The organism is Streptomyces sp. NPDC042371 (assembly GCF_056437465.1).
Genome location: NZ_JBWKAP010000002.1, coordinates 739,106 through 766,102, shown reverse-complemented (window position 1 = coordinate 766,102; position 26,997 = coordinate 739,106). Strand labels below are relative to the sequence as shown.

Sequence of the window (26,997 nt, the reverse complement as noted above, 5' to 3'; positions counted from 1 at the left end):
CTTGGCCGCCTCGCGCACTGCCTCGACCGCGAATACGAACAACGGCGCCAGCACCGCCCCGCTGCGCATCTCCTTTGCAAAGATCAAGGAGCCCCTCGAGGTTCCGAACCTTCTTGCGCTGCAAACCGAGAGCTTTGACTGGCTGCTCGGCAATGACGCGTGGAAGGCTCGTGTCGAGGCGGCTCTGGACAGCGGACAGGACGTCCCCACCAAGTCCGGTCTGGAGGAGATCTTCGAGGAGATCTCCCCGATCGAGGACTTCTCTGGGTCGATGTCCCTGACGTTCCGCGACCACCGTTTTGAGCCTCCGAAGAACTCGATCGACGAGTGCAAGGAGCGCGACTTCACGTTCGCCGCCCCGCTCTTCGTCACCGCCGAGTTCACCAACAACGAGACCGGCGAGATCAAGTCGCAGACGGTCTTCATGGGCGACTTCCCGCTCATGACGAACAAGGGCACCTTCGTCATCAACGGCACCGAGCGTGTCGTGGTGTCGCAGCTGGTCCGTTCGCCCGGTGTGTACTTCGATTCCTCGATCGACAAGACGTCCGACAAGGACATCTTCTCCGCCAAGATCATCCCGTCCCGGGGTGCCTGGCTGGAGATGGAGATCGACAAGCGCGACATGGTCGGTGTCCGCATCGACCGCAAGCGCAAGCAGTCGGTCACCGTCCTGCTCAAGGCTCTCGGTTGGACGACCGAGCAGATCCTTGAGGAGTTCGGCGAGTACGAGTCCATGCGCGCCACCCTGGAGAAGGACCACACCCAGGGCCAGGACGACGCGCTGCTCGACATCTACCGCAAGCTCCGTCCGGGCGAGCCGCCGACCCGTGAGGCCGCTCAGACGCTGCTTGAGAACCTCTACTTCAACCCGAAGCGCTACGACCTCGCGAAGGTCGGCCGCTACAAGGTCAACAAGAAGCTGGGTGCGGACGCTCCGCTCGACGCGGGCATCCTCACGGTCGAGGACATCATCGCCTCGATCAAGTACCTGGTGAAGCTGCACGCCGGTGAGGTCGAGACCGTTGGCGACAGCGGCACGTCGATCGTCGTCGAGACCGACGACATCGACCACTTCGGCAACCGTCGTCTGCGCAACGTCGGCGAGCTCATCCAGAACCAGGTCCGCACGGGTCTGGCTCGTATGGAGCGCGTCGTCCGCGAGCGCATGACGACCCAGGACGTCGAGGCGATCACGCCGCAGACCCTGATCAACATTCGCCCGGTCGTGGCGTCGATCAAGGAATTCTTCGGCACCTCGCAGCTGTCGCAGTTCATGGACCAGAACAACCCGCTGTCGGGTCTCACCCACAAGCGCCGTCTGTCGGCGCTTGGCCCGGGTGGTCTCTCCCGTGAGCGGGCCGGCTTCGAGGTCCGTGACGTGCACCCGTCCCACTACGGCCGCATGTGCCCGATTGAGACGCCTGAAGGCCCGAACATCGGTCTGATCGGTTCGCTCGCCTCGTACGGCCGCGTCAACGCGTTCGGCTTCGTCGAGACGCCGTACCGCAAGGTCGTCGAGGGCCAGGTCACCGACGACGTCGACTACCTGACGGCCGACGAGGAGGACCGCTTCGTCATCGCGCAGGCCAACGCGCCGCTGACGGACGACCTCCACTTCGCCGAGGCCCGCGTCCTGATCCGCCGTCGTGGCGGAGAGATCGACTACGTGCCCGGCACGGACGTCGACTACATGGACGTCTCGCCGCGCCAGATGGTGTCGGTCGCGACCGCGATGATCCCGTTCCTCGAGCACGACGACGCCAACCGTGCCCTCATGGGCGCGAACATGATGCGTCAGGCCGTGCCGCTGATCACCGCCGAGGCCCCCCTCGTCGGCACCGGCATGGAGTACCGCTGCGCGGTCGACGCCGGTGACGTGATCAAGGCCGAGAAGGCGGGTGTGGTCCAGGAGGTCTCCGCGGACTACGTCACGGTCACGAACGACGACGGCACGTACACCACGTACCGCATCGCCAAGTTCTCCCGGTCGAACCAGGGCACCTCCGTCAACCAGAAGGTTGTCGTCGACGAGGGCGCCCGCGTGATCGAGGGCCAGGTCCTGGCCGACGGTCCCGCGACCGAAGAGGGCGAGATGGCCCTCGGCAAGAACCTGCTCGTGGCGTTCATGCCCTGGGAGGGTCACAACTACGAGGACGCGATCATCCTGTCGCAGCGCCTCGTGCAGGACGACGTCCTCTCCTCGATCCACATCGAGGAGCACGAGGTCGACGCCCGTGACACCAAGCTGGGCCCGGAGGAGATCACCCGGGACATCCCGAACGTCTCCGAAGAGGTCCTCGCCGACCTCGACGAGCGCGGCATCATCCGTATCGGTGCCGAGGTCGTCGCCGGCGACATCCTCGTCGGCAAGGTCACGCCCAAGGGTGAGACCGAGCTGACGCCGGAAGAGCGTCTGCTCCGCGCGATCTTCGGTGAGAAGGCCCGCGAGGTGCGCGACACCTCGCTGAAGGTGCCGCACGGTGAGATCGGCAAGGTCATCGGCGTCCGCGTCTTCGACCGTGAAGAGGGCGACGAGCTGCCGCCGGGCGTGAACCAGCTGGTTCGTGTCTACGTGGCGCAGAAGCGCAAGATCACGGACGGCGACAAGCTGGCCGGTCGTCACGGCAACAAGGGTGTTATCTCGAAGATCCTTCCGATCGAGGACATGCCGTTCCTCGAGGACGGAACTCCGGTCGACATCATCCTGAACCCGCTGGGTGTGCCGTCCCGAATGAACCCGGGACAGGTCCTGGAGATCCACCTCGGCTGGCTCGCCAGCCGCGGCTGGGACGTCTCCGGCCTCGCGGACGAGTGGGCCGAGCGCCTGCAGGCCATCGGCGCCGACCAGGTCGACCCCGGCACGAACGTCGCCACCCCCGTCTTCGACGGTGCGCGTGAGGACGAGCTCGCCGGTCTGCTGCAGCACACCATCCCGAACCGCGACGGCGAGCGCATGGTGCTCCCGTCCGGCAAGGCGCAGCTGTTCGACGGCCGCTCCGGCGAGCCGTTCCCGGACCCGATCTCGGTCGGGTACATGTACATCCTCAAGCTGCACCACCTGGTCGACGACAAGCTCCACGCTCGCTCGACCGGTCCGTACTCCATGATCACCCAGCAGCCGCTGGGTGGTAAGGCTCAGTTCGGTGGTCAGCGCTTCGGTGAGATGGAGGTGTGGGCGCTGGAGGCATACGGCGCCGCGTACGCCCTCCAGGAGCTGCTGACGATCAAGTCCGACGACGTGACCGGCCGCGTGAAGGTCTACGAGGCCATCGTCAAGGGCGAGAACATCCCCGAGCCCGGCATTCCCGAGTCCTTCAAGGTGCTCATCAAGGAAATGCAGTCGCTCTGCCTCAACGTGGAGGTGCTGTCCTCGGACGGCATGTCCATCGAGATGCGTGACACCGACGAGGACGTCTTCCGCGCGGCGGAGGAGCTCGGTATCGACCTGTCCCGGCGCGAGCCGAGCAGCGTCGAAGAGGTCTGACGGGTTGGCCGGCCGGACCTCGTGTCCGGCCGGCTCTCCCCGGACCCGTTCAGACCATGATTGAGACTCGACCCCGAAAGAGGGATTGACGACAAAGTGCTCGACGTCAACTTCTTCGACGAGCTGCGGATCGGCCTTGCCACCGCGGACGACATCCGACAGTGGTCCCACGGCGAGGTCAAGAAGCCGGAGACCATCAACTACCGCACGCTCAAGCCCGAAAAGGACGGACTCTTCTGCGAGAAGATCTTCGGTCCGACCCGGGACTGGGAGTGCTACTGCGGCAAGTACAAGCGTGTCCGCTTCAAGGGCATCATCTGCGAGCGCTGCGGCGTCGAGGTCACTCGCGCCAAGGTGCGTCGTGAGCGGATGGGTCACATTGAGCTGGCCGCCCCTGTCACGCACATCTGGTACTTCAAGGGCGTCCCGTCGCGCCTTGGTTACCTCCTCGACCTCGCCCCGAAGGACCTCGAAAAGGTCATCTACTTCGCGGCGTACATGATCACGTTCGTGGACGAGGAGCGCCGCACCCGCGACCTGCCCTCCCTGGAGGCGCACGTCTCCGTGGAGCGCCAGCAGGTCGAGAACCGTCGCGACTCCGACCTGGAGGCCCGCGCCAAGAAGCTCGAGACCGACCTGGCCGAGCTCGAGGCCGAGGGCGCCAAGGCCGACGTGCGCCGCAAGGTGCGCGAAGGTGCCGAGCGCGAGATGAAGCAGCTGCGCGACCGTGCGCAGCGCGAGATCGACCGTCTCGACGAGGTGTGGAACCGCTTCAAGAACCTCAAGGTCCAGGACCTCGAGGGCGACGAGCTGCTCTACCGCGAGCTGCGTGACCGCTTCGGCACGTACTTCGACGGCTCGATGGGTGCCGCTGCACTGCAGAAGCGCCTCGAGTCGTTCGACCTCGACGAGGAGGCCGAGCGCCTCCGCGAGATCATCCGTACCGGCAAGGGCCAGAAGAAGACCCGTGCGCTCAAGCGCCTCAAGGTCGTCTCCGCGTTCCTGCAGACCAGCAACAGCCCCAAGGGCATGGTTCTGGACTGCGTGCCGGTCATCCCGCCGGACCTGCGTCCGATGGTGCAGCTGGACGGTGGCCGCTTCGCGACCTCCGACCTGAACGACCTGTACCGCCGCGTGATCAACCGCAACAACCGCCTGAAGCGCCTTCTCGACCTCGGTGCGCCCGAGATCATCGTGAACAACGAGAAGCGCATGCTCCAGGAGGCCGTGGACGCCCTCTTCGACAACGGTCGTCGTGGTCGCCCGGTGACCGGTCCCGGTAACCGCCCGCTGAAGTCCCTGAGCGACATGCTCAAGGGCAAGCAGGGTCGTTTCCGTCAGAACCTTCTCGGTAAGCGTGTGGACTACTCCGCGCGTTCCGTGATCGTCGTCGGTCCGCAGCTGAAGCTGCACCAGTGTGGTCTGCCGAAGGCCATGGCGCTGGAGCTCTTCAAGCCGTTCGTGATGAAGCGCCTGGTCGACCTCAACCACGCGCAGAACATCAAGAGCGCCAAGCGGATGGTCGAGCGCGGCCGCACGGTCGTGTACGACGTCCTGGAAGAGGTCATCGCGGAGCACCCGGTTCTCCTGAACCGTGCGCCCACGCTGCACCGCCTCGGCATCCAGGCCTTCGAGCCGCAGCTGGTCGAGGGCAAGGCCATTCAGATCCACCCGCTCGTCTGCACCGCGTTCAACGCGGACTTCGACGGTGACCAGATGGCCGTGCACCTGCCGCTCTCCGCGGAGGCGCAGGCCGAGGCCCGCATCCTGATGCTGTCCTCGAACAACATCCTGAAGCCGGCCGACGGCCGTCCGGTCACGATGCCGACCCAGGACATGGTCCTCGGTCTGTTCTTCCTGACCACCGACGGTGAGCTCCGTGACGTCAAGGGCGAGGGCCGCGCGTTCGGCTCCACGGCCGAGGCGATCATGGCGTTCGACGCCGGTGAGCTCGCGCTGCAGTCGTCCATCGACATCCGCTTCCCGGTGGGCACCATCCCGCCGCGCGGCTGGACCCCGCCGGTCTCCGAGGCCGGGGACGAGGGCGTCGAGGAGCGGCCGTACCAGCAGGGCGACAGCTTCCGGCTGCGTACGTCCCTGGGCCGCGCGCTCTTCAACGAGCTGCTGCCCGAGGACTACCCCTTCGTCGACTACTCGGTCGGCAAGAAGCAGCTCTCCGAGATCGTCAACGACCTCGCCGAGCGCTACCCCAAGGTCATCGTGGCGGCGACGCTCGACAACCTGAAGGCGGCGGGCTTCTACTGGGCGACCCGTTCCGGCGTCACCGTGGCCATCTCCGACGTCGTGGTCCCCGAGGCCAAGAAGGAGATCGTCGCGGGCTACGAGGCCCAGGACGAGAAGGTCCAGAAGCAGTACGAGCGCGGTCTGATCACCAAGGACGAGCGCACGCAGGAGCTCATCGCGATCTGGACCAAGGCGACCAACGAGGTTGCCGAGGCGATGAACGCGAACTTCCCGAAGACGAACCCCATCTTCATGATGGTTGACTCGGGTGCCCGAGGAAACATGATGCAGATGCGTCAGATCGCGGGTATGCGTGGTCTGGTGTCGAACGCGAAGAACGAGACCATCCCGCGTCCGATCAAGGCCTCGTTCCGTGAGGGCCTGACCGTTCTCGAGTACTTCATCTCCACCCACGGTGCCCGTAAGGGTCTGGCGGACACGGCTCTCCGCACCGCCGACTCCGGTTACCTCACCCGTCGTCTGGTCGACGTCTCGCAGGACGTCATCATTCGCGAGGAGGACTGTGGCACCGAGCGCGGTCTGAAGCTCAAGATCGCGGTCAAGGGCGAGGACGGTGTGCTCCGCAAGACGGAGAACGTCGAGACCTCGGTCTACGCCCGCATGCTGGCCGAGGACGTCGTCATCGACGGCAAGGTCATCGCGCCGGCCAACGTCGACCTCGGTGACGTCCTCATCGACGCCCTGGTCGCCAACGGCGTCGAGGAGGTCAAGACCCGCTCGGTCCTGACCTGTGAGTCCGCGGTCGGCACCTGTGCCTTCTGCTACGGCCGTTCGCTCGCCACCGGCAAGCTGGTCGACATCGGTGAGGCGGTCGGCATCATCGCCGCCCAGTCCATCGGTGAGCCCGGCACGCAGCTGACGATGCGTACCTTCCACACCGGTGGTGTGGCCGGTGACGACATCACCCAGGGTCTGCCCCGTGTCGTCGAGCTCTTCGAGGCTCGTACGCCCAAGGGCGTCGCCCCGATCTCGGAGGCGGCCGGCCGCATCCGTATCGAGGAGACCGAGAAGACCAAGAAGATCGTCGTCACGCCGGACGACGGCAGCGACGAGACTCCCTTCCCGATCTCGAAGCGCGCCAAGGTCCTCGTGCGTGAGGGTGACCACGTCGAGGTGGGCCAGAAGCTCACCTTCGGTGCCACCAACCCGCACGACGTGCTGCGGATCCTCGGTCAGCGCGCGGTCCAGGTCCACCTGGTCGGCGAAGTCCAGAAGGTCTACAACAGCCAGGGCGTGTCGATCCACGACAAGCACATCGAGATCATCATCCGGCAGATGCTGCGCCGCGTGACGATCATCGAGTCCGGCGACGCGGAGCTGCTGCCGGGCGAGCTCGTCGAGCGCTCGAAGTTCGAGACCGAGAACCGTCGTGTGGTCACGGAAGGCGGCCACCCGGCCTCCGGCCGGCCGCAGCTGATGGGTATCACCAAGGCCTCGCTGGCGACGGAATCCTGGCTGTCGGCCGCCTCCTTCCAGGAGACGACCCGAGTCCTGACGGATGCGGCGATCAACGCCAAGTCCGACAGCCTCATCGGCCTCAAGGAGAACGTCATCATCGGTAAGCTCATCCCGGCCGGTACGGGTCTTTCCCGCTACCGCAACATCCGGGTCGAGCCGACCGAAGAGGCCAAGGCCGCGATGTACTCGGCCGTCGGCTACGACGACATCGACTACTCCCCGTTCGGCACGGGCTCCGGCCAGGCCGTTCCGCTGGAGGACTACGACTACGGGCCGTACAACCAGTAAGGCCTGAGTTGGTCTGTTGAAGGGCGCTCATCCCGTACGCGGGATGGGCGCCCTTCGGCGTTTCCGGGCTCCGGTGGCGGGACAGGACGGGCGCAGAGCCGTCCCGGCGGCCACCAGGGCGGCGGACACGCCGTCGGTGGCACGGTTGCCCCGGAGGGCGGCGTCGTGCGGGCCGAGGGGCGTTCGCGGACGAATCGAAAAGCCCGGCGTGTCGCCCCCCATCGCATTTGTTTTGACCGAACCCGATGAGGTAGGTACGCTCAGACCTTGTGCCTGGGGTGTGCCTGGGCTCGCGCGCGTGTCCTCAACCGCAGCGGGAGTCCTAGAACGGCCACCGTAATCTGCGCCCCTTTCCGCCTTGCGGCGGGAGTCTGCAGCATTCGACACACCCGACCGCGTGGGTCGGCGACGTTCCAGGTTAGCTTTACTATTCGGCACACAGAAACCGGAGAAGTAGTGCCTACGATCCAGCAGCTGGTCCGGAAGGGCCGGCAGGACAAGGTCGAGAAGAACAAGACGCCCGCACTCGAGGGTTCGCCCCAGCGCCGCGGCGTCTGCACGCGTGTGTTCACGACCACCCCGAAGAAGCCGAACTCGGCACTCCGTAAGGTCGCGCGTGTGCGTCTGACCTCCGGGATCGAGGTCACGGCCTACATTCCGGGTGAGGGACACAACCTGCAGGAGCACTCCATCGTGCTCGTGCGTGGTGGCCGTGTGAAGGACCTGCCGGGTGTTCGCTACAAGATCATCCGCGGCTCCCTTGACACCCAGGGCGTCAAGAACCGCAAGCAGGCCCGAAGCCGCTACGGCGCCAAGAAGGAGAAGTAAGAATGCCTCGTAAGGGCCCCGCCCCGAAGCGCCCGGTCATCATCGACCCGGTCTACGGTTCTCCTCTGGTGACCTCCCTCATCAACAAGGTGCTGCTGAACGGCAAGCGCTCCACCGCCGAGCGCATCGTGTACGGCGCCATGGAGGGCCTGAAGGAGAAGACCGGCAACGACCCGGTCATCACCCTCAAGCGCGCGCTCGAGAACATCAAGCCGACCCTCGAGGTCAAGTCCCGCCGTGTCGGTGGCGCGACCTACCAGGTCCCGATCGAGGTCAAGCCGGGCCGTGCGAACACGCTCGCCCTGCGCTGGCTCGTCGGTTACTCCCGCGCCCGTCGCGAGAAGACCATGACCGAGCGTCTGCTCAACGAGCTCCTCGACGCCTCCAACGGCCTCGGTGCCGCTGTGAAGAAGCGCGAGGACACCCACAAGATGGCCGAGTCCAACAAGGCCTTCGCGCACTACCGCTGGTAGTCGCTACCCCCATCGAGACCGAGAGAAGACTGAGCCGACATGGCTACCACTTCACTTGACCTGGCCAAGGTGCGCAACATCGGCATCATGGCCCACATCGACGCGGGCAAGACGACGACCACCGAGCGGATCCTGTTCTACACCGGTGTGTCGTACAAGATCGGCGAGGTCCACGACGGCGCCGCCACGATGGACTGGATGGAGCAGGAGCAGGAGCGTGGCATCACGATCACCTCTGCTGCCACCACCTGTCACTGGCCGCTGAACGACGTCGACCACACCATCAACATCATCGACACCCCGGGCCACGTCGACTTCACCGTCGAGGTGGAGCGTTCGCTCCGCGTGCTCGACGGTGCCGTGACGGTGTTCGACGGTGTCGCCGGTGTTGAGCCCCAGTCCGAGACCGTGTGGCGTCAGGCCGACCGCTACGGCGTCCCGCGTATTTGCTTCGTCAACAAGCTCGACCGCACCGGTGCCGAGTTCCACCGCTGCGTCGACATGATCGTCGACCGCCTCGGTGCGACCCCGATCGTCATGCAGCTGCCCATCGGTGCAGAGGCTGACTTCAAGGGCGTCGTCGACCTCGTCACGATGAAGGCCTTCGTCTGGTCCGCAGAGACCAAGATGGGCGAGGCCTACGACATCGTCGACATCCCCGACACGCACACCGAGGCTGCCGACGAGTACCGCGGCAAGCTCCTCGAGGCTGTCGCCGAGAACGACGAGCAGATGATGGAGCTGTACCTCGAGGGCCAGGAGCCCACCGAGGAGCAGCTGTACGCGGCGATCCGTCGCATCACCATCGCCTCCGGCAAGGGCGGCGACACCACCGTCACCCCCGTGTTCTGTGGCACCGCGTTCAAGAACAAGGGCGTCCAGCCCCTGCTCGACGCGGTCGTGCGTTACCTGCCGTCCCCCCTGGACGTCGAGGCCATCGAGGGCCACGACGTCAAGGACCCGGAGACGGTCGTCTCGCGCAAGCCGTCCGACGACGAGCCGCTGTCGGCCCTCGCGTTCAAGATCGCGAGCGACCCGCACCTCGGCAAGCTCACCTTCGTCCGGATCTACTCCGGTCGCCTGGAGGCCGGCACCGCGGTGCTGAACTCCGTCAAGGGCAAGAAGGAGCGCATCGGCAAGATCTACCGCATGCACGCGAACAAGCGTGAGGAGATCGCGTCGGTGGGCGCCGGTGACATCGTCGCCGTCATGGGCCTGAAGCAGACCACCACCGGTGAGACGCTCTGTGACGACAAGAAGCCGGTCATCCTGGAGTCCATGGACTTCCCGGCGCCGGTCATCCAGGTCGCCATCGAGCCGAAGTCCAAGGGCGACCAGGAGAAGCTGGGTGTCGCCATCCAGCGCCTCTCGGAGGAGGACCCCTCCTTCCAGGTTCACTCGGACGAGGAGACCGGCCAGACCATCATCGGTGGTATGGGCGAGCTTCACCTCGAGGTGCTCGTCGACCGCATGAAGCGCGAGTTCCGCGTCGAGGCGAACGTCGGCAAGCCGCAGGTCGCGTACCGCGAGACGATCCGCAAGACCGTCGAGCGCGTGGACTACACCCACAAGAAGCAGACCGGTGGTACCGGTCAGTTCGCCAAGGTGCAGATCGCGATCGAGCCGATCACGGACGGCGACGCGTCGTACGAGTTCGTGAACAAGGTCACCGGTGGCCGCATCCCGCGGGAGTACATCCCGTCGGTGGACGCCGGTGCGCAGGAGGCCATGCAGTTCGGCATCCTCGCGGGCTACGAGATGACTGGTGTTCGCATCACGCTTCTCGACGGCGCCTACCACGAGGTCGACTCCTCGGAGCTGGCCTTCAAGATCGCCGGTTCGCAGGCCTTCAAGGAGGCCGCGCGCAAGGCGTCCCCCGTGCTGCTCGAGCCGATGATGGCCGTCGAGGTCACCACGCCCGAGGACTACATGGGCGATGTCATCGGTGACATCAACTCCCGCCGTGGCCAGATCCAGGCCATGGAGGAGCGCAGCGGCGCTCGCGTCGTGAAGGGCCTCGTGCCCCTCTCGGAGATGTTCGGCTACGTCGGAGACCTCCGCAGCAAGACGTCGGGTCGCGCAAGCTACTCAATGCAGTTCGACTCCTACGCCGAGGTTCCGCGGAACGTCGCCGAGGAGATCATCGCGAAGGCCAAGGGCGAGTAACTCACCCGAGTTCACGCTTTAGGCTTGACACCATCCGCCGGGGTTCTTCCCCGCAGGGCAGGAACCCGGCGGCTGGCTTCCCAGCAAAGATCACCTGGCGCCGATGAAGCAAGGCGTACAGAACCACTCCGCAGGAGGATTCAGTGGCGAAGGCAAAGTTCGAGCGGACTAAGCCGCACGTCAACATCGGCACCATCGGTCACATTGACCACGGTAAGACGACCCTCACGGCCGCCATTACCAAGGTGCTGCACGACGCGTACCCCGACCTGAACGAGGCCTCGGCCTTCGACCAGATCGACAAGGCTCCCGAGGAGCGCCAGCGCGGTATCACGATCTCGATCGCGCACGTCGAGTACCAGACCGAGGCGCGTCACTACGCCCACGTCGACTGCCCCGGTCACGCGGACTACATCAAGAACATGATCACGGGTGCCGCGCAGATGGACGGCGCGATCCTCGTGGTTGCCGCCACCGACGGCCCGATGCCGCAGACCAAGGAGCACGTGCTCCTGGCCCGCCAGGTCGGCGTTCCGTACATCGTTGTCGCCCTGAACAAGGCCGACATGGTGGACGACGAGGAGATCCTGGAGCTCGTCGAGCTCGAGGTCCGTGAGCTCCTCTCCGAGTACGAGTTCCCGGGCGACGACCTTCCGGTCGTCAAGGTCTCCGCTCTGAAGGCCCTTGAGGGCGACAAGGAGTGGGGCAACTCGGTCCTCGAGCTCATGAAGGCCGTGGACGAGAACATCCCGCAGCCCGAGCGCGACGTCGACAAGCCGTTCCTGATGCCGATCGAGGACGTCTTCACGATCACCGGTCGTGGCACCGTCGTCACCGGTCGTATCGAGCGCGGCATCCTCAAGGTCAACGAGACCGTTGACATCGTGGGCATCAAGCAGGACAAGACCACCACCACGGTCACCGGCATCGAGATGTTCCGCAAGCTGCTCGACGAGGGCCAGGCCGGTGAGAACGTCGGTCTGCTCCTCCGTGGCATCAAGCGCGAGGACGTCGAGCGCGGCCAGGTCATCATCAAGCCCGGTTCGGTCACGCCGCACACCGAGTTCGAGGCCCAGGCGTACATCCTGTCGAAGGACGAGGGTGGCCGTCACACCCCGTTCTTCAACAACTACCGCCCGCAGTTCTACTTCCGCACCACCGACGTGACCGGCGTCGTGACCCTCCCCGAGGGCACCGAGATGGTCATGCCGGGCGACAACACTGAGATGACCGTTGAGCTCATCCAGCCCGTCGCGATGGAAGAGGGCCTGAAGTTCGCCATCCGTGAGGGTGGCCGGACCGTCGGCGCCGGCCAGGTCACCAAGATCAACAAGTAAGCATTCGCTTGCGCGTTGATCGGGGTAACCCGGTTGCTCTGAACTGAGCGCTCAGTAGTACCTCGCAGTATCGGAAGGGCCCGTACGACTTCGGTCGTACGGGCCCTTTTGCTTGCCTGCCGGGCTCTCCGGCAGCTGTGGCACGGGGGACTCGACTGCGTCGACGCGATAGGTGGGGGTCTCGTCGTCGGGTTCGTAGAGGCGCGCCCTGGTGAAGCGGCCGTCGGGGACCGCCGCCCAGTAGGCGCTCGGCCGGACCTCCTCGGTGGGGAACAGGACCGCCGCCCCGGTCGCCACGGCGACCTGTCGTGCCAGCGCCGACTCCGCGGGCGGCGCGGTGACGGACTCCTGCGCATAGATCTCGTAGGACCACGCCAGGTGCCCGCGCAGCCTGGTGTACTCGCACGACACGGGGGCGTCCCAGTTCCGTGCGTCGGGATCGCCCAGGGAGTCGGCGACATCCACGTCCTGGACGCCGACGCCGAAGGCCGATGCCAGGACCGCGGCGATCCTGCCGGGACCCGCCGTCTCGGTGACCAGCAGGTTGTACATCACGGGCTCAGGACCGGTTCCAGGAGCGGCCCAAGGCCCCCAGCCGCTCCCCGTACTCCACCGCGTCCACCCACTCCGGCGGCCACCCCGAAGGCCCGCGGCGCGCTCCGGCGAATGCCCCGGTCAGCGCTGCCGTCGCCGCGGAGGCGCCCGACGTGTGGGCCGCGCGGCGGAGGGCGTTGCGCGGGTGGCTGTCCGTGGTGAGGAAGGCGTACAGGGCACCGGCGAGGACCGCGTCGGCCGTCCAGGCCGCGCCCACCGCCCGGCCGGGCTCATGGCGCGGGGCGCCCGCCCCCACCGCGGTGTCCACGGCCGACAGTGCCGCCAGGCACTCGTCCCAGCCCGCCGCGATGAACTTAGCGGGGTTACGGGCCCCGGCCCGCGCCGCCAGGTCGCCGAGCCAGTCCGTGCGGTACGCGGAGCGGGACATCTGCGCGTGGGCGCGCAGGCGGGGCAGCAGGTCGGCGGGGGCGCAGCGGTGGGCGAGGAGGTCGACCGCGTGGGCCGCCAGGTCGCTCGCGGCCAGTGCGGTGGGGTGGCCGTGGGTGAGGGCCGCCTGGAGCTGGGCGATGCCCGAGCGCTGGTCGGGGGTCAGGTGGGGGGCCAGGCCCACGGCCGTCGCCCGGACCACCGCGGCGCAGCCCTTGGAACCGATGGCGGATGCCTGCTGCCAGGGGGCGGGGGCCGTCAGGGCCGTGCAGGCGTCGAGTGTCGTACGGCCGGGGGAGCGGTCGTTGTCGGGGGAGCGGAGCCAGTTGACCAAGTGCGTGCGCAGGGCCGTGGTGACCGCCGCAGGGGTCAGCCAGGGCGGGGCCGGGAGGGCGCCCCGCAGCGTGAGGGCCCGGCGGGCCTCCGCCTCCGGCACGGCGGCCTGCACCGCGACCTCCGCCAGTGCCTCGGCGATGGCCAGGGCGAGCTGCGTCTGGTCGGAGACGCGGACCGTGCCGTCGCCGGAGAGCGGCAGCTCCATGGACTCCCAGGTGCCGTAGAGCGCAGTGATGCGGTCCATGGGCAGGAGCGAGAGGGGACGGCCCATCGCGTCGCCGATGGCGAGGCCGTGCAGGGCGGCGCCGGGCGACCGCCACACGGGCCGTCGGAAGGGCTGGTCCGCCAGGTCGTACAGGGAAGCCAGGTCCGGGGCCGTCGTGAGCGAGCCGGGCACCACGGCAGGGACGTCCCGTATCAGCTCGTGCAGGACCGCCGTGGGGGCGATGCCCCGCTCCTTGCCGTCGCGCAGCCGCCGCATCCACCGGCCGTCGTTGACCGCCTGGTTCCCGGCGTCCCTGCGGACGATCCACCCGGCTGCGTCGTCACCGTCGCTCGCCCAGACGTAGGTGGTGACGGTGCCGTGCTCGTCCGCCGCCGCGAGGTACCGGACGGGACGGGTGCTCTCGTGCGCGTACTCGGCAGGGCCGCTCACGTACGAGAACGCCAGGTCGTCCTCGAAGTGGGGGTTGATGTGCTTCCGCGGGACGAAGCGCGGCGCGGAGCGGGGGTCGGAACCGGCGCCTGGGCCGGGGGCAGCTGCATCACTCACCCCGCCCACCCTGCACGAACGGAGGCCCGGCGCGCCGACCGCACCCCGGGTTTGATCTCCGTCACGCAGCGGGTACTCTCTTCGGCTCGATTGGCACCAGACATGCCCCGTATGGCAGACTGTCCTAGTTGCTCGGTTGAGTGCCGATGCTGCGCGCCTCCCGCCGGGAGGACCGAAAGCGAGTCCCACAGTACTCGTCGCCCCATCTGTCGAAGGGTCCGCAAGGATCTGCAGGCAGCGCTGAGGCGGACGTACGGGAATCTTTCGGGAAGTGCAGTGCGGTCGCTCGGCCAGGCGCCCGGTGGGTTTCTTCCCCCGGACCCGCGGTCATTCAGGGCCGCAGCCCCTAGCAGGGAACTCCTTCGGGAGAACTGTGTGAGCGGGACTGCGACACGCCCGACCGCGTGGGTCGGCGGAAGTAGAAAAAAGGGCCTTCCGGGGGTCAGAGCTTTCGAGACAAAGGACTACTAAGTAGCCATGGCGGGACAGAAGATCCGCATCCGGCTCAAGGCCTACGACCACGAGGTCATCGACTCCTCGGCGAAGAAGATCGTCGAGACGGTGACGCGAACTGGTGCGTCGGTCGCGGGCCCGGTGCCGCTGCCCACTGAGAAGAACGTGTACTGCGTCATCAAGTCGCCGCACAAGTACAAGGACTCGCGCGAGCACTTCGAGATGCGCACGCACAAGCGCCTGATCGACATCCTCGACCCGACGCCCAAGACCGTTGACTCGCTGATGCGCCTGGACCTTCCGGCCGGCGTTGACATCGAGATCAAGCTCTGAAGGGCGCGGAGAAGATGACCAAGCAGATCAAGGGCATCCTGGGCGAGAAGCTCGGCATGACCCAGGTCTGGGACGAGAACAACCGTGTCGTCCCGGTGACCGTGGTCAAGGCCGGACCCTGCGTCGTTACCCAGGTCCGTACGAATGACAGCGACGGCTACGAGTCGGTCCAGATCGCCTTCGGCGAGATCGACCCGCGCAAGGTGAACAAGCCCCTCAAGGGCCACTTCGCCAAGGCCGACGTGACCCCCCGTCGCCACCTCGTCGAGATCCGTACCGCTGGTGCCAGCGAGTACACCCTCGGCCAGGAGCTGACTGCCGAGACGTTCGAGGCCGGTATCAAGGTCGACGTCACCGGCAAGAGCAAGGGCAAGGGCTTCGCCGGTGTGATGAAGCGTCACAACTTCGCCGGTGGCAAGGCGTCCCACGGTGCCCACCGCGTGCACCGCAAGCCCGGTTCCATCGGTGGCTGCGCCACGCCTGGCCGTGTGTTCAAGGGCCAGCGCATGGCCGGTCGCATGGGCAGCGAGCGGGTCACCACCCAGAACCTGACCGTCCACGCCGTTGACGCGGAGAAGGGTCTGCTGCTCATCAAGGGCGCGGTTCCTGGTCCGAACGGCGGCCTCGTCCTGGTCCGTACTGCGGCCAAGGGGGCCTGAGGTAACCCATGAGCACCATTGACATCCTTTCGCCGGCAGGCGACAAGACCGGGACGGTCGAGCTCCCCGCGGAGATCTTCGACGTCGAGAAGATCAGCATTCCGCTGATCCACCAGGTCGTCGTCGCGCAGCTGGCCGCTGCCCGTCAGGGCACGCACAAGACCAAGCGTCGCGGCGAAGTCCGCGGTGGCGGCAAGAAGCCTTACCGCCAGAAGGGCACCGGCCGCGCGCGCCAGGGTTCGACCCGTGCGCCGCAGTTCGCCGGCGGTGGCGTCGTCCACGGCCCGCAGCCGCGTGACTACTCGCAGCGGACCCCGAAGAAGATGAAGGCCGCGGCCCTGCGCCACGCCCTCACCGACCGGGCCCGCAACGCTCGCATCCACGTTGTCACCAACGTGGTCGAGGGCGACATCTCCACGAAGGCCGCGAAGACGCTGCTCGGCAAGGTCAGCGAGCGCAAGAACGTGCTCCTGGTCATCGACCGTGCGGACGAGACTTCGCTGCTCTCCGCCCGCAACCTGCCCCAGGTGCACATCCTGGAGCCGGGCCAGCTGAACACGTACGACGTGCTCGTCTCGGACGACGTGGTCTTCACCAAGGCCGCCTTCGAGTCCTTCGTGTCTGGCCCCAAGGCCGATGAGACCGAAGGGAGCGAAGCCTGATGGCTATTCGTCACCAGAGCATCGCGTCCAAGGCTGCGAAGGCCGCCAAGGCCGCGCGTGTCGCCAAGGCGAAGCGCATCGCGACCGAGGGCAAGATCGCCGTTGAGCCCACCCCGCTGAGCAAGTCCTTCTCGGACCCGCGCGACGTCCTCGTCAAGCCGGTCGTCTCCGAGAAGTCGTACGCGCTGCTCGACGAGGGCAAGTACACGTTCATCGTGGCCCCGGGCGCCAACAAGACCCAGATCAAGCAGGCCGTCGAGGCGGTCTTCTCGGTCAAGGTCACCGGCGTCAACACGATCAACCGTCAGGGCAAGCGGAAGCGTACGCGCACCGGGTTCGGCAAGCGTGCCGACACCAAGCGCGCCATCGTGACCCTTGCTGAGGGCGACCGTATCGACATCTTCGGCCAGGCCTCCTAACGGAGCGCCCTGGTCCGAATATCGGACGAGGACTGAGAAATGGGAATCCGCAAGTACAAGCCGACTACGCCGGGCCGTCGTGGCTCCAGCGTCGCCGACTTCGTCGAGGTAACGCGGTCCACGCCGGAGAAGTCGCTGGTTCGCCCGCTGCACAGCAAGGGCGGCCGTAACAACGCCGGTCGGATCACCGTTCGTCACCAGGGTGGCGGACACAAGCGCGCCTACCGCGTGATCGACTTCCGTCGTCACGACAAGGACGGCGTGCCGGCCAAGGTCGCGCACATCGAGTACGACCCCAACCGCACCGCGCGCATCGCGCTGCTGCACTACGCGGACGGCGAGAAGCGCTACATCCTCGCCCCGCGCGGCACGCAGCAGGGTGACCGGATTGAGAGCGGCCCTGGCGCCGACATCAAGCCCGGCAACAACATGGCGCTGCGCAACATCCCGGTGGGTACGACCATCCACGCCATCGAGCTGCGGCCCGGCGGCGGCGCGAAGTTCGCCCGCTCCGCGGGTGCCTCCGTGCAGCTGCTCGCGAAGGAAGGCGCCATGGCGCACCTTCGCATGCCGTCCGGTGAGATCCGTCTGGTCGACGTCCGCTGCCGCGCCACCATCGGCGAGGTCGGCAACGCCGAGCAGTCGAACATCAACTGGGGCAAGGCCGGCCGCATGCGCTGGAAGGGCGTCCGCCCGACCGTGCGTGGTGTCGTGATGAACCCGGTCGACCACCCGCACGGTGGTGGTGAAGGCAAGACTTCCGGTGGTCGTCACCCGGTCTCGCCGTGGGGTCAGAAGGAGGGTCGTACTCGTGATCGCAACAAGGCGAGCAACAAGTACATCGTCCGTCGCCGCAAGTCGAACAAGAAGCGCTAGGAGCGGGTTTAGATGCCGCGCAGTCTCAAGAAGGGGCCCTTCGTCGACGACCACCTCGTAAAGAAGGTGGACGTCCAGAACGAAGCCGGTTCCAAGAACGTCATCAAGACCTGGTCCCGACGCTCGATGATCATTCCCAGCATGCTGGGTCACACGATCGCGGTGCACAACGGCAAGACCCACATCCCGGTGTTCGTCACCGAGTCGATGGTCGGCCACAAGCTCGGCGAGTTCTCGCCGACTCGCACCTTCCGCGGCCACGTCAAGGACGACCGGAAGTCGAAGCGCCGCTAGCGCGGGGTGGAAACGACTATGACTAACACCGAAGGGACAACCATGGAAGCCAGGGCCCAGGCGCGGTACATCCGCGTCACGCCCATGAAGGCCCGCCGCGTGGTGGACCTCATCCGTGGCATGGATGCCACGGAGGCTCAGGCGGTCCTGCGTTTCGCCCCGCAGGCCGCGAGCGTGCCGGTCGGCAAGGTGCTTGACAGCGCCATTGCCAACGCCGCGCACAACTACGACCACTCTGACGCCTCTTCGCTGGTCATCAGCGAGGCGTACGTGGATGAGGGCCCGACCCTGAAGCGGTTCCGTCCGCGTGCTCAGGGCCGTGCCTACCGGATCCGTAAGCGGACCAGCCACATCACCGTGGTCGTCAGCAGCAAGGAAGGAACCCGGTAATGGGCCAGAAGGTAAACCCGCACGGGTTCCGGCTCGGTGTCACGACCGACTTCAAGTCGCGTTGGTACGCCGACAAGCTGTACAAGGACTACGTCAAGGAAGACGTCGCCATCCGTCGGATGATGACGTCCGGCATGGAGCGCGCCGGCATCTCGAAGGTTGAGATCGAGCGCACCCGTGACCGCGTGCGTGTGGACATCCACACCGCTCGTCCCGGCATCGTCATCGGCCGTCGTGGCGCCGAGGCCGACCGCATCCGCGGTGACCTCGAGAAGCTCACGGGCAAGCAGGTCCAGCTGAACATCCTCGAGGTCAAGAACCCCGAGGTCGACGCTCAGCTCGTGGCCCAGGCCGTTGCGGAGCAGCTGTCCTCCCGCGTCTCCTTCCGTCGCGCCATGCGTAAGAGCATGCAGTCGTCGATGAAGGCCGGCGCCAAGGGCATCAAGATCCAGTGTGGTGGCCGCCTCGGTGGCGCCGAGATGTCGCGCTCGGAGTTCTACCGCGAGGGCCGTGTGCCCCTGCACACGCTCCGCGCGAACGTCGACTACGGCTTCTTCGAGGCCAAGACGACCTTCGGCCGCATCGGCGTGAAGGTCTGGATCTACAAGGGCGACGTCAAGAACATCGCCGAGGTCCGCGCCGAGAACGCTGCTGCCCGTGCGGGTAACCGCCCGGCCCGTGGCGGCGGCAACGACCGTCCGGCCCGTGGTGGCCGTGGCGGCGAGCGTGGCGGCCGCGGCCGCAAGCCGCAGCAGCAGTCCGCGCCGGCTGCCGAGGCCCCCAAGGCCGACGCTCCCGCCGCTGCCGCTCCGGCTGCTGAGAGCACCGGAACGGAGGCCTGACCGAAATGCTGATCCCCCGTAGGGTCAAGCACCGCAAGCAGCACCACCCGAAGCGCAGCGGTATGTCCAAGGGTGGCACGCAGGTTGCGTTCGGCGAGTACGGCATTCAGGCGCTGACCCCGGCGTACGTGACGAACCGTCAGATCGAGGCAGCTCGTATCGCGATGACGCGTCACATCAAGCGTGGCGGCAAGGTCTGGATCAACATCTACCCGGACCGCCCCCTCACCAAGAAGCCTGCCGAGACCCGCATGGGTTCCGGTAAGGGTTCTCCGGAGTGGTGGATCGCCAACGTCAAGCCCGGACGCGTCATGTTCGAGCTGTCGTACCCGAACGAGAAGATTGCTCGTGAGGCGCTCACCCGCGCTGCTCACAAGCTTCCGATGAAGTGCCGCATCGTCCGGCGCGAGGCAGGTGAGTCGTGATGTCGGCCGGTACCAAGGCGTCCGAGCTGCGCGAGCTGGGCAACGAGGAGCTTGTCAACAAGCTTCGCGAGGCCAAGGAAGAGCTGTTCAACCTCCGCTTCCAGGCGGCGACGGGTCAGCTCGAGAACCACGGTCGGCTCAAGGCCGTCCGTAAGGACATCGCGCGGATCTACACCCTCATGCGTGAGCGCGAGCTGGGCATCGAGACGGTGGAGAGCGCCTGATGAGCGAGAGCAACGTGACTGAAGAGACGAAGGCCGGCCGCGGCTTCCGCAAGACCCGTCAGGGTCTGGTCGTCAGCGACAAGATGGACAAGACCGTCGTCGTCGCTGTCGAGGACCGCGTGACCCACGCGCTGTACGGCAAGGTCATCCGCCGTACGAACAAGCTCAAGGCGCACGACGAGCAGAACGCTGCCGGCGTCGGCGACCGCGTCCTCCTGATGGAGACGCGTCCGCTGTCGGCGAGCAAGCGCTGGCGCATCGTCGAGATCCTCGAGAAGGCCAAGTAGGTAATTCCCGCAAGGGAATTCCAACAAATGTAGCTCTGAGGCATCCCTCAGAGTTCGTTCCGCCAGGCTCGGTAGGGGCCGGTCCCGTAAGGGAGAAGCCCCTACCGGGAACCGGCAGACAAACAGGAGATAGACGTGATCCAGCAGGAGTCGCGACTTCGCGTCGCCGACAACACGGGTGCGAAGGAAATTCTCACCATTCGTGTTCTCGGTGGCTCGGGTCGCCGCTACGCGGGCATCGGTGACGTCATCGTCGCCACCGTCAAGGACGCGATCCCCGGTGGCAACGTGAAGAAGGGTGACGTCGTCAAGGCGGTCATCGTTCGCACCGTCAAGGAGCGTCGCCGTCCGGATGGCTCGTACATCCGTTTCGACGAGAACGCCGCCGTCATTCTGAAGAACGACGGCGACCCCCGCGGCACCCGTATCTTCGGCCCGGTCGGCCGTGAGCTGCGCGAGAAGAAGTTCATGAAGATCATCTCGCTCGCGCCGGAGGTGCTGTAAGCATGAAGATCAAGAAGGGCGACCTGGTTCAGGTCATCACCGGTAAGGACAAGGGCAAGCAGGGCAAGGTCATTGCCGCTTACCCGCGCGACGAGCGCGTCCTGGTCGAGGGTGTCAACCGGGTCAAGAAGCACACGAAGGCCGGCCCGACCGCCAGCGGCTCGCAGGCCGGCGGCATCGTGACCACCGAGGCCCCCGTCCACGTCTCCAACGTCCAGCTGGTCGTGGAGAAGGACGGCAACAAGGTTGTCACGCGTGTCGGTTACCGCTTCGACGACGAGGGCAACAAGATCCGCGTTGCCAAGCGGACGGGTGAGGACATCTGATGACGACCACCACCACTCCGCGTCTCAAGACGAAGTACCGCGAGGAGATCACGGGCAAGCTGCGTGAGGAGTTCTCGTACGAGAACGTCATGCAGATCCCCGGCCTGGTCAAGATCGTGGTCAACATGGGTGTCGGCGACGCCGCCCGTGACTCGAAGCTGATCGACGGCGCCATCCGCGACCTGACCACGATCACCGGTCAGAAGCCGGCCGTGACGAAGGCCCGGAAGTCCATCGCGCAGTTCAAGCTGCGCGAGGGCCAGCCGATCGGCTGCCACGTCACGCTCCGTGGCGACCGCATGTGGGAGTTCCTGGACCGCACCCTGTCGCTCGCGCTGCCGCGCATCCGCGACTTCCGTGGTCTGTCCCCCAAGCAGTTCGACGGCCGTGGCAACTACACCTTCGGTCTCACGGAGCAGGTCATGTTCCACGAGATCGACCAGGACAAGATCGACCGCGTCCGGGGTATGGACATCACCGTGGTCACCACGGCGACCAACGACGCTGAGGGCCGTGCCCTTCTCCGTCACCTCGGCTTCCCGTTCAAGGAGGCGTAAGCGAGATGGCGAAGAAGGCTCTGATTGCCAAGGCTGCTCGTAAGCCCAAGTTCGGTGTGCGTGGCTACACCCGCTGCCAGCGCTGCGGCCGCCCGCACTCCGTGTACCGCAAGTTCGGCCTCTGCCGCGTGTGCCTTCGTGAGATGGCTCACCGTGGCGAGCTCCCGGGCGTGACCAAGAGCTCCTGGTAGTCCCGCTGCCCCTAGGGGCTTTGGGATTGTCCGGAACTCTCGGTAAGTAAAGGGTTGGCAGATGCCCTCCTCCAGATGGCTTAGGCTAGGAGGGTTGGGCGTCTGCCGCCCTGACCGACTTACTACGCCGTAGGTCCCCGCGCCGCACCCGTCCTGCCTCTGAGTGGGGAGAGGGATGGCGCAGATAGGAAACCACGGCGAGAGAGGCCGAAGGCCAATTCATGACCATGACTGATCCGATCGCGGACATGCTGACTCGTCTGCGTAACGCGAACTCGGCGTACCACGACACCGTGGCGATGCCGCACAGCAAGATCAAGTCTCACATCGCGGAGATCCTCCAGCAGGAGGGCTTCATCACGGGCTGGAAGGTCGAGGACGCCGAGGTTGGCAAGAACCTCGTTCTCGAGCTGAAGTTCGGCCCGAACCGTGAGCGCTCCATTGCGGGCATCAAGCGGATCTCCAAGCCCGGTCTCCGGGTTTACGCGAAGTCCACCAACCTGCCGAAGGTCCTCGGCGGCCTCGGCGTGGCGATCATCTCCACGTCGCACGGTCTCCTGACCGGCCAGCAGGCAGGCAAGAAGGGCGTAGGTGGGGAAGTCCTCGCCTACGTCTGGTAGTCGGGAACGGAGGAATAGCTAATGTCGCGTATTGGCAAGCTCCCCATCACGGTTCCCGCCGGCGTGGACGTCACCATCGACGGCCGGACGGTCTCGGTTAAGGGCCCCAAGGGTTCCCTTTCCCACACCGTCGTCGCGCCGATCGACATCGCTAAGGGTGAGGACGGCGTCCTGAACGTCACCCGCCCGAACGACGAGCGTCAGAACAAGGCCCTGCACGGCCTGTCCCGCACGCTGGTGGCGAACATGATCACCGGCGTGACCACGGGTTACGTGAAGAAGCTCGAAATCAGCGGTGTCGGTTACCGCGTCCTCGCGAAGGGCTCCAACCTGGAGTTCTCGCTGGGCTACAGCCACCCGATCCTGGTCGAGGCCCCCGAGGGCATCACCTTCAAGGTGGAGTCCGCGACCAAGCTTTCGGTCGAGGGCATCGACAAGCAGAAGGTCGGCGAGGTTGCGGCCAACATCCGCAAGCTGCGCAAGCCCGACCCGTACAAGGCCAAGGGCGTCAAGTACGAAGGCGAAGTCATCCGCCGCAAGGTCGGAAAGGCGGGTAAGTAAGCCATGGCATACGGTGTCAAGATTGCTAAGGGCGACGCTTACAAGCGTGCTGCCATCAAGCGTCGTCACATCCGCATCCGTAAGCACATCTCGGGTACGGCTGAGCGTCCGCGCCTGGTCGTGACGCGCTCCAACCGCCACATCGTGGCCCAGGTCATCGACGACATCAAGGGTCACACCCTGGCGTCGGCGTCGACCCTGGACACCACGATCCGCGGCGCCGAGGGCGACAAGTCCGCGGCTGCCAAGTCGGTCGGCGCCCTGGTCGCCGAGCGCGCCAAGGCCGCCGGTGTCGAGACTGTCGTGTTCGACCGTGGTGGTAACCAGTACGCCGGGCGCATTGCTGCCCTGGCGGACGCCGCCCGCGAAGCCGGACTCAAGTTCTGAGTCGGTTCCGTAGCTAGCGGAAACAGAGAGAGGTAATTCCAATGGCTGGACCCCAGCGCCGCGGTGGCGGTGCCGGTGGCGGCGAGCGGCGGGACCGGAAGGGTCGCGACGGTGGCGCTGCCGCCGAGAAGACCGCATACGTTGAGCGCGTTGTCGCGATCAACCGTGTCGCCAAGGTTGTGAAGGGTGGTCGTCGCTTCAGCTTCACTGCGCTCGTCGTAGTGGGCGACGGTGACGGCACCGTGGGTGTCGGTTACGGCAAGGCCAAGGAGGTGCCGGCCGCCATCGCCAAGGGTGTTGAGGAGGCCAAGAAGCACTTCTTCAAGGTCCCCCGTATCCAGGGCACCATCCCGCACCCGATCCAGGGCGAGAAGGCCGCGGGCGTCGTCCTGCTCAAGCCTGCTTCCCCCGGTACCGGTGTTATCGCCGGTGGCCCGGTGCGTGCCGTGCTCGAGTGCGCCGGCGTGCACGACATCCTGTCGAAGTCCCTGGGCTCCGACAACGCGATCAACATCGTGCACGCGACCGTGGCGGCCCTCAAGGGCCTGCAGCGTCCCGAGGAGATCGCGGCTCGCCGTGGTCTGCCCCTCGAGGACGTCGCCCCCGCGGCTCTGCTTCGTGCGCGTGCAGGAGCGGGTGCGTAATGGCACAGCTCAAGATCACGCAGACGAAGTCGTACATCGGCAGCAAGCAGAACCACCGCGACACCCTGCGTTCCCTTGGTCTCAAGGGCATCAACACGCAGGTCGTCAAGGAGGACCGTCCCGAGTTCCGCGGCATGGTGCAGACCGTCCGCCACCTCGTGACGGTTGAGGAGGTCGACTGACATGGCGGAGCAGAACCCGCTGAAGGTCCACAACCTCCGGCCCGCCCCGGGCGCCAAGACCGCCAAGACCCGTGTGGGTCGTGGTGAGGCGTCCAAGGGTAAGACCGCTGGTCGTGGTACCAAGGGCACGAAGGCCCGTTACCAGGTTCCGGAGCGCTTCGAGGGTGGCCAGATGCCCCTCCACATGCGTCTCCCGAAGCTCAAGGGCTTCAAGAACCCGTTCAAGACCGAGTTCCAGGTCGTGAACCTCGACAAGCTGAGCGCGCTGTTCCCCGAGGGTGGCGAGGTCACCGTCGAGGCCCTCGTGGCCAAGGGTGCGGTTCGCAAGAACAGCCTCGTCAAGGTCCTCGGCCAGGGTGAGGTCACCGTGGCGCTGCAGGTGACGGTCGATGCCGTCTCCGGCTCCGCCAAGGAGAAGATCACCGCCGCCGGCGGTACCGTCACCGAGCTCGTCTGATATTCCCTCAGACGTGTCGATGACATGAGCGATTCCCAGCCGGGGATGCCCCACAAAAGGGGCATCCCCGGTTGGTCGTTCCTAGGGGGGCACGGTCGCCGGTAAGGTGGCGTGCACTGTCTAAGCTCCGTGCGGTCTGTCCGCACGGTTTTCTTGACTGATACGTATTCGTCGAACCTCAGACCCTTACCTCTGACGCACGCGCGCGGGGGTCGCAGGAGGCACCGTGCTCACCGCGTTCGCCCGGGCGTTCAAGACGCCCGACCTGCGCAAGAAGCTGCTCTTCACACTCGGCATCATCGTGATCTACCGGGTGGGTACGCATGTGCCGATTCCCGGTGTCGACTACCGGAACGTCCAGACCTGCATCGACAACGCCAATGCGAACCAGGGCTTGTTCGGTCTCGTCAACATGTTCAGCGGTGGCGCGCTGCTGCAGATCACGATCTTCGCGCTCGGCATCATGCCGTACATCACGGCGAGCATCATTCTGCAGCTGCTGACCGTGGTGATCCCGCGGCTGGAGGCCCTCAAGAAGGAGGGTCAGGCCGGCACCGCGAAGATCACGCAGTACACGCGCTATCTGACCATCGCGCTCGCGATCCTGCAGGGCACCGGCCTGGTGGCCACCGCCCGCACCGGCACCCTCTTCCAGGGCTGCCCCGTCGCCAGCGAGATCGTTCCTGACCAGTCGATCTTCGTCACCGTCACGATGGTCATCACCATGACCGCGGGTACGGCCTGTGTCATGTGGCTCGGTGAGCTCATCACCGACCGCGGCATCGGTAACGGCATGTCGATCCTGATGTTCATCTCGATCGCCGCGACCTTCCCGAGCGCCCTGTGGGCCATCAAGCAGCAGGGCGACCTGGCGGGTGGCTGGATCGAGTTCGGCACCGTCATCGCGGTCGGTCTCGTCATGGTCGGCCTGGTGGTCTTCGTCGAGCAGGCGCAGCGGCGCATCCCGGTCCAGTACGCGAAGCGAATGATCGGCCGCCGGTCCTACGGCGGAACGTCGACGTACATTCCGCTGAAGGTCAATCAGGCGGGCATCATCCCTGTGATCTTCGCCTCCTCGCTGCTTTACATTCCGGCTCTCGTGGCCCAGTTCGCGGGTGGCAACTCGGGATGGAAGACGTGGATCGAGGCGAACCTGACCAAGGGTGACCACCCGATTTACATCGCCACGTACTTCATCCTGATCGTCTTCTTCGCCTTCTTCTACGTCGCGATCTCCTTCAACCCCGAGGAAGTCGCCGACAACATGAAGAAGTATGGTGGCTTCATCCCGGGCATCCGGGCTGGCCGTCCGACCGCTGAGTACTTGAGCTACGTACTCAACCGGATCACCTGGCCGGGTTCGCTGTATTTGGGTCTGATCGCTCTTGTGCCGACGATGGCGTTGGTGGGCTTCCAGGCGAACCAGAACTTCCCGTTCGGCGGGACGAGCATCCTGATCATCGTGGGTGTGGGTCTGGAAACCGTGAAGCAGATCGAGAGCCAGCTCCAGCAGCGCAATTACGAAGGGTTCCTCCGCTGATGCGAATCGTCCTCGTCGGGCCGCCCGGTGCGGGCAAGGGAACGCAGGCCGCGTTCCTGGCCAAGAACTTGTCGATCCCGCACATCTCCACCGGCGATCTCTTCCGTGCCAACATCAGCCAGGGCACGGAGCTCGGCAAGCAGGCGAAGGCGTTCATGGACGCCGGGAACCTCGTGCCGGACGAGGTGACGATCGGCATGGCGAAGGACCGCATGGCGCAGTCGGACGCCGAGAACGGCTTCCTGCTCGACGGGTTCCCGCGCAACGTGTCGCAGGCGGAGGCGCTGGACGTGGCGCTCAAGGCCGATGACGTGAAGCTCGACGCCGTCCTGGACCTCGAGGTACCCGAGGACGAGGTCGTCAAGCGGATCGCCGGCCGCCGGATCTGCCGCAAGGACTCCAGCCACGTCTTCCACGTGACGTACAGCAAGCCGAAGCAGGAAGGCGTCTGTGACGTCTGCGGCGGCGAGCTCTACCAGCGCGAGGACGACAGCGAGGACACCGTCCGCAAGCGCCTCGAGGTGTACCACACGCAGACCGAGCCGATCATCGACTACTACCGGACCCAGGGTCTGGTCGTGACGATCTCGGCGCTCGGCAAGGTGGACGAGGTCACCGAGCGCGCGATGGACGCCCTCAAGGGCGACAAGTAGTCAGTACGCTGTTTCGGCCGCGGTGCCCTTGGGGGGACCGCGGCCGTACTGTTGTTTACGTACCGGTTCGTTTGTGCAGCCGGTTCGCCGACGATGACGGAAGACGGAGAGCGGTAGCCC

General features: G+C 66.0%; 31 protein-coding genes. 29 read left to right on the top strand and 2 right to left on the bottom strand.

The annotated features are described in order from the left end of the window. Position 1 precedes the first annotated feature (1 nt). The 6 genes from rpoB (at position 2) to tuf (ending at position 12,302) form a co-directional block, all read left to right on the top strand. Positions 2 to 3,487, top strand: a complete 3,486-nt coding sequence (gene rpoB, locus AC068B_RS09275; protein WP_468555949.1) for a DNA-directed RNA polymerase subunit beta — start codon at positions 2 to 4, stop codon at positions 3,485 to 3,487. 96 nt (positions 3,488 to 3,583) lie between these two features. Then, entirely contained in the window at positions 3,584 to 7,498 is a 3,915-nt protein-coding gene (locus AC068B_RS09270) for a DNA-directed RNA polymerase subunit beta' (RefSeq protein ID WP_468555951.1), read from the top strand. Positions 7,499 to 7,954: 456 nt separating this feature from the next. Further along, positions 7,955 to 8,326 carry a 30S ribosomal protein S12 gene (gene rpsL / locus AC068B_RS09265; protein ID WP_003948652.1) on the top strand — a complete coding sequence of 124 codons (372 nt, stop codon included), beginning with the start codon at positions 7,955 to 7,957 and terminating at the stop codon, positions 8,324 to 8,326. 2 nt (positions 8,327 to 8,328) lie between these two features. After that, a complete protein-coding gene (gene rpsG, locus AC068B_RS09260) occupies positions 8,329 to 8,799 on the top strand; it encodes a 30S ribosomal protein S7 (RefSeq protein WP_055553483.1) in 471 nt (156 codons plus the stop codon). Between the two features lie 39 nt (positions 8,800 to 8,838). Further along, positions 8,839 to 10,965: an elongation factor G gene (fusA, locus tag AC068B_RS09255; protein WP_356251661.1), complete on the top strand. Its 2,127-nt coding sequence runs from the start codon at positions 8,839 to 8,841 to the stop codon at positions 10,963 to 10,965. 143 nt (positions 10,966 to 11,108) lie between these two features. Next, positions 11,109 to 12,302, top strand: a complete 1,194-nt coding sequence (tuf, locus tag AC068B_RS09250) for an elongation factor Tu (RefSeq protein WP_468555954.1) — start codon at positions 11,109 to 11,111, stop codon at positions 12,300 to 12,302. Positions 12,303 to 12,353: 51 nt separating this feature from the next. Here tuf and AC068B_RS09245 read toward each other — a convergent pair whose 3' ends face one another. After that, a complete protein-coding gene (locus tag AC068B_RS09245; protein ID WP_478670102.1) occupies positions 12,354 to 12,857 on the bottom strand; it encodes a hypothetical protein in 504 nt (167 codons plus the stop codon). Between the two features lie 4 nt (positions 12,858 to 12,861). Next, a complete protein-coding gene (locus AC068B_RS09240) occupies positions 12,862 to 14,391 on the bottom strand; it encodes an ADP-ribosylglycohydrolase family protein (protein WP_478670099.1) in 1,530 nt (509 codons plus the stop codon). Between the two features lie 477 nt (positions 14,392 to 14,868). Here AC068B_RS09240 and rpsJ point away from each other — a divergent pair, with 477 nt between their 5' ends. From rpsJ to AC068B_RS09125, 23 genes are all read left to right on the top strand, one after another. Beyond that, on the top strand, positions 14,869 to 15,177 hold the full coding sequence (gene rpsJ, locus AC068B_RS09235; protein ID WP_003948644.1) for a 30S ribosomal protein S10: 309 nt from the start codon (positions 14,869 to 14,871) through the stop codon (positions 15,175 to 15,177). Positions 15,178 to 15,191: 14 nt separating this feature from the next. After that, the gene (gene rplC / locus AC068B_RS09230; RefSeq protein WP_055564825.1) at positions 15,192 to 15,836 is read left to right on the top strand and encodes a 50S ribosomal protein L3; all 645 of its coding nucleotides are present in this window, start codon (positions 15,192 to 15,194) and stop codon (positions 15,834 to 15,836) included. An 8-nt stretch (positions 15,837 to 15,844) separates the two neighbouring features. After that, positions 15,845 to 16,498 carry a 50S ribosomal protein L4 gene (gene rplD, locus AC068B_RS09225; protein WP_356251647.1) on the top strand — a complete coding sequence of 218 codons (654 nt, stop codon included), beginning with the start codon at positions 15,845 to 15,847 and terminating at the stop codon, positions 16,496 to 16,498. Continuing rightward, on the top strand, positions 16,498 to 16,917 hold the full coding sequence (gene rplW, locus AC068B_RS09220) for a 50S ribosomal protein L23 (RefSeq protein ID WP_055564827.1): 420 nt from the start codon (positions 16,498 to 16,500) through the stop codon (positions 16,915 to 16,917). Before rplD ends, rplW begins: the two co-directional genes overlap by 1 nt. Before the next feature lie 39 nt (positions 16,918 to 16,956). Beyond that, complete coding sequence (gene rplB / locus AC068B_RS09215) at positions 16,957 to 17,793, top strand: 50S ribosomal protein L2 (RefSeq protein WP_062775138.1); 837 nt, start codon at positions 16,957 to 16,959, stop codon at positions 17,791 to 17,793. A gap of 12 nt (positions 17,794 to 17,805) precedes the next feature. After that, a complete protein-coding gene (gene rpsS / locus AC068B_RS09210) occupies positions 17,806 to 18,087 on the top strand; it encodes a 30S ribosomal protein S19 (RefSeq protein ID WP_356251643.1) in 282 nt (93 codons plus the stop codon). A 42-nt stretch (positions 18,088 to 18,129) separates the two neighbouring features. Beyond that, positions 18,130 to 18,477 (top strand): 50S ribosomal protein L22, encoded by a 348-nt coding sequence (rplV, locus tag AC068B_RS09205; protein WP_016645177.1) that lies wholly within the window; start codon positions 18,130 to 18,132, stop codon positions 18,475 to 18,477. Next, a complete protein-coding gene (gene rpsC, locus AC068B_RS09200; protein ID WP_055553498.1) occupies positions 18,477 to 19,319 on the top strand; it encodes a 30S ribosomal protein S3 in 843 nt (280 codons plus the stop codon). Before rplV ends, rpsC begins: the two co-directional genes overlap by 1 nt. A 5-nt stretch (positions 19,320 to 19,324) precedes the next feature. Beyond that, a complete protein-coding gene (gene rplP, locus AC068B_RS09195; protein ID WP_014047785.1) occupies positions 19,325 to 19,744 on the top strand; it encodes a 50S ribosomal protein L16 in 420 nt (139 codons plus the stop codon). Continuing rightward, the gene (gene rpmC / locus AC068B_RS09190; RefSeq protein ID WP_006347226.1) at positions 19,744 to 19,968 is read left to right on the top strand and encodes a 50S ribosomal protein L29; all 225 of its coding nucleotides are present in this window, start codon (positions 19,744 to 19,746) and stop codon (positions 19,966 to 19,968) included. Before rplP ends, rpmC begins: the two co-directional genes overlap by 1 nt. Beyond that, positions 19,968 to 20,255 (top strand): 30S ribosomal protein S17, encoded by a 288-nt coding sequence (gene rpsQ / locus AC068B_RS09185; RefSeq protein WP_356251638.1) that lies wholly within the window; start codon positions 19,968 to 19,970, stop codon positions 20,253 to 20,255. The genes rpmC and rpsQ overlap by 1 nt, the downstream gene beginning before the upstream one ends. Positions 20,256 to 20,390: 135 nt before the next feature. Beyond that, on the top strand, positions 20,391 to 20,759 hold the full coding sequence (gene rplN / locus AC068B_RS09180; RefSeq protein WP_003974257.1) for a 50S ribosomal protein L14: 369 nt from the start codon (positions 20,391 to 20,393) through the stop codon (positions 20,757 to 20,759). Positions 20,760 to 20,761: 2 nt separating this feature from the next. Next, positions 20,762 to 21,085: a 50S ribosomal protein L24 gene (gene rplX, locus AC068B_RS09175; RefSeq protein ID WP_016645174.1), complete on the top strand. Its 324-nt coding sequence runs from the start codon at positions 20,762 to 20,764 to the stop codon at positions 21,083 to 21,085. Further along, a complete protein-coding gene (gene rplE, locus AC068B_RS09170; protein ID WP_055564831.1) occupies positions 21,085 to 21,642 on the top strand; it encodes a 50S ribosomal protein L5 in 558 nt (185 codons plus the stop codon). The genes rplX and rplE overlap by 1 nt, the downstream gene beginning before the upstream one ends. Positions 21,643 to 21,647: 5 nt before the next feature. After that, positions 21,648 to 21,833, top strand: a complete 186-nt coding sequence (locus AC068B_RS09165; RefSeq protein ID WP_003948630.1) for a type Z 30S ribosomal protein S14 — start codon at positions 21,648 to 21,650, stop codon at positions 21,831 to 21,833. Positions 21,834 to 22,054: 221 nt separating this feature from the next. Further along, complete coding sequence (gene rpsH / locus AC068B_RS09160) at positions 22,055 to 22,453, top strand: 30S ribosomal protein S8 (RefSeq protein ID WP_018528360.1); 399 nt, start codon at positions 22,055 to 22,057, stop codon at positions 22,451 to 22,453. A gap of 21 nt (positions 22,454 to 22,474) precedes the next feature. Beyond that, on the top strand, positions 22,475 to 23,014 hold the full coding sequence (gene rplF, locus AC068B_RS09155) for a 50S ribosomal protein L6 (RefSeq protein ID WP_160506667.1): 540 nt from the start codon (positions 22,475 to 22,477) through the stop codon (positions 23,012 to 23,014). Positions 23,015 to 23,017: 3 nt separating this feature from the next. After that, complete coding sequence (rplR, locus tag AC068B_RS09150; protein WP_055564833.1) at positions 23,018 to 23,401, top strand: 50S ribosomal protein L18; 384 nt, start codon at positions 23,018 to 23,020, stop codon at positions 23,399 to 23,401. A gap of 41 nt (positions 23,402 to 23,442) precedes the next feature. Continuing rightward, complete coding sequence (rpsE, locus tag AC068B_RS09145) at positions 23,443 to 24,045, top strand: 30S ribosomal protein S5 (protein ID WP_055553512.1); 603 nt, start codon at positions 23,443 to 23,445, stop codon at positions 24,043 to 24,045. Then, complete coding sequence (gene rpmD, locus AC068B_RS09140; RefSeq protein WP_030567278.1) at positions 24,045 to 24,227, top strand: 50S ribosomal protein L30; 183 nt, start codon at positions 24,045 to 24,047, stop codon at positions 24,225 to 24,227. The genes rpsE and rpmD overlap by 1 nt, the downstream gene beginning before the upstream one ends. Before the next feature lies 1 nt (position 24,228). Next, the gene (gene rplO / locus AC068B_RS09135; protein ID WP_098244248.1) at positions 24,229 to 24,684 is read left to right on the top strand and encodes a 50S ribosomal protein L15; all 456 of its coding nucleotides are present in this window, start codon (positions 24,229 to 24,231) and stop codon (positions 24,682 to 24,684) included. 226 nt (positions 24,685 to 24,910) lie between these two features. Then, positions 24,911 to 26,224 (top strand): preprotein translocase subunit SecY, encoded by a 1,314-nt coding sequence (gene secY, locus AC068B_RS09130; RefSeq protein ID WP_150216765.1) that lies wholly within the window; start codon positions 24,911 to 24,913, stop codon positions 26,222 to 26,224. Further along, entirely contained in the window at positions 26,224 to 26,877 is a 654-nt protein-coding gene (locus tag AC068B_RS09125) for an adenylate kinase (protein WP_478670095.1), read from the top strand. The genes secY and AC068B_RS09125 overlap by 1 nt, the downstream gene beginning before the upstream one ends. Positions 26,878 to 26,997: the final 120 nt, after the last annotated feature.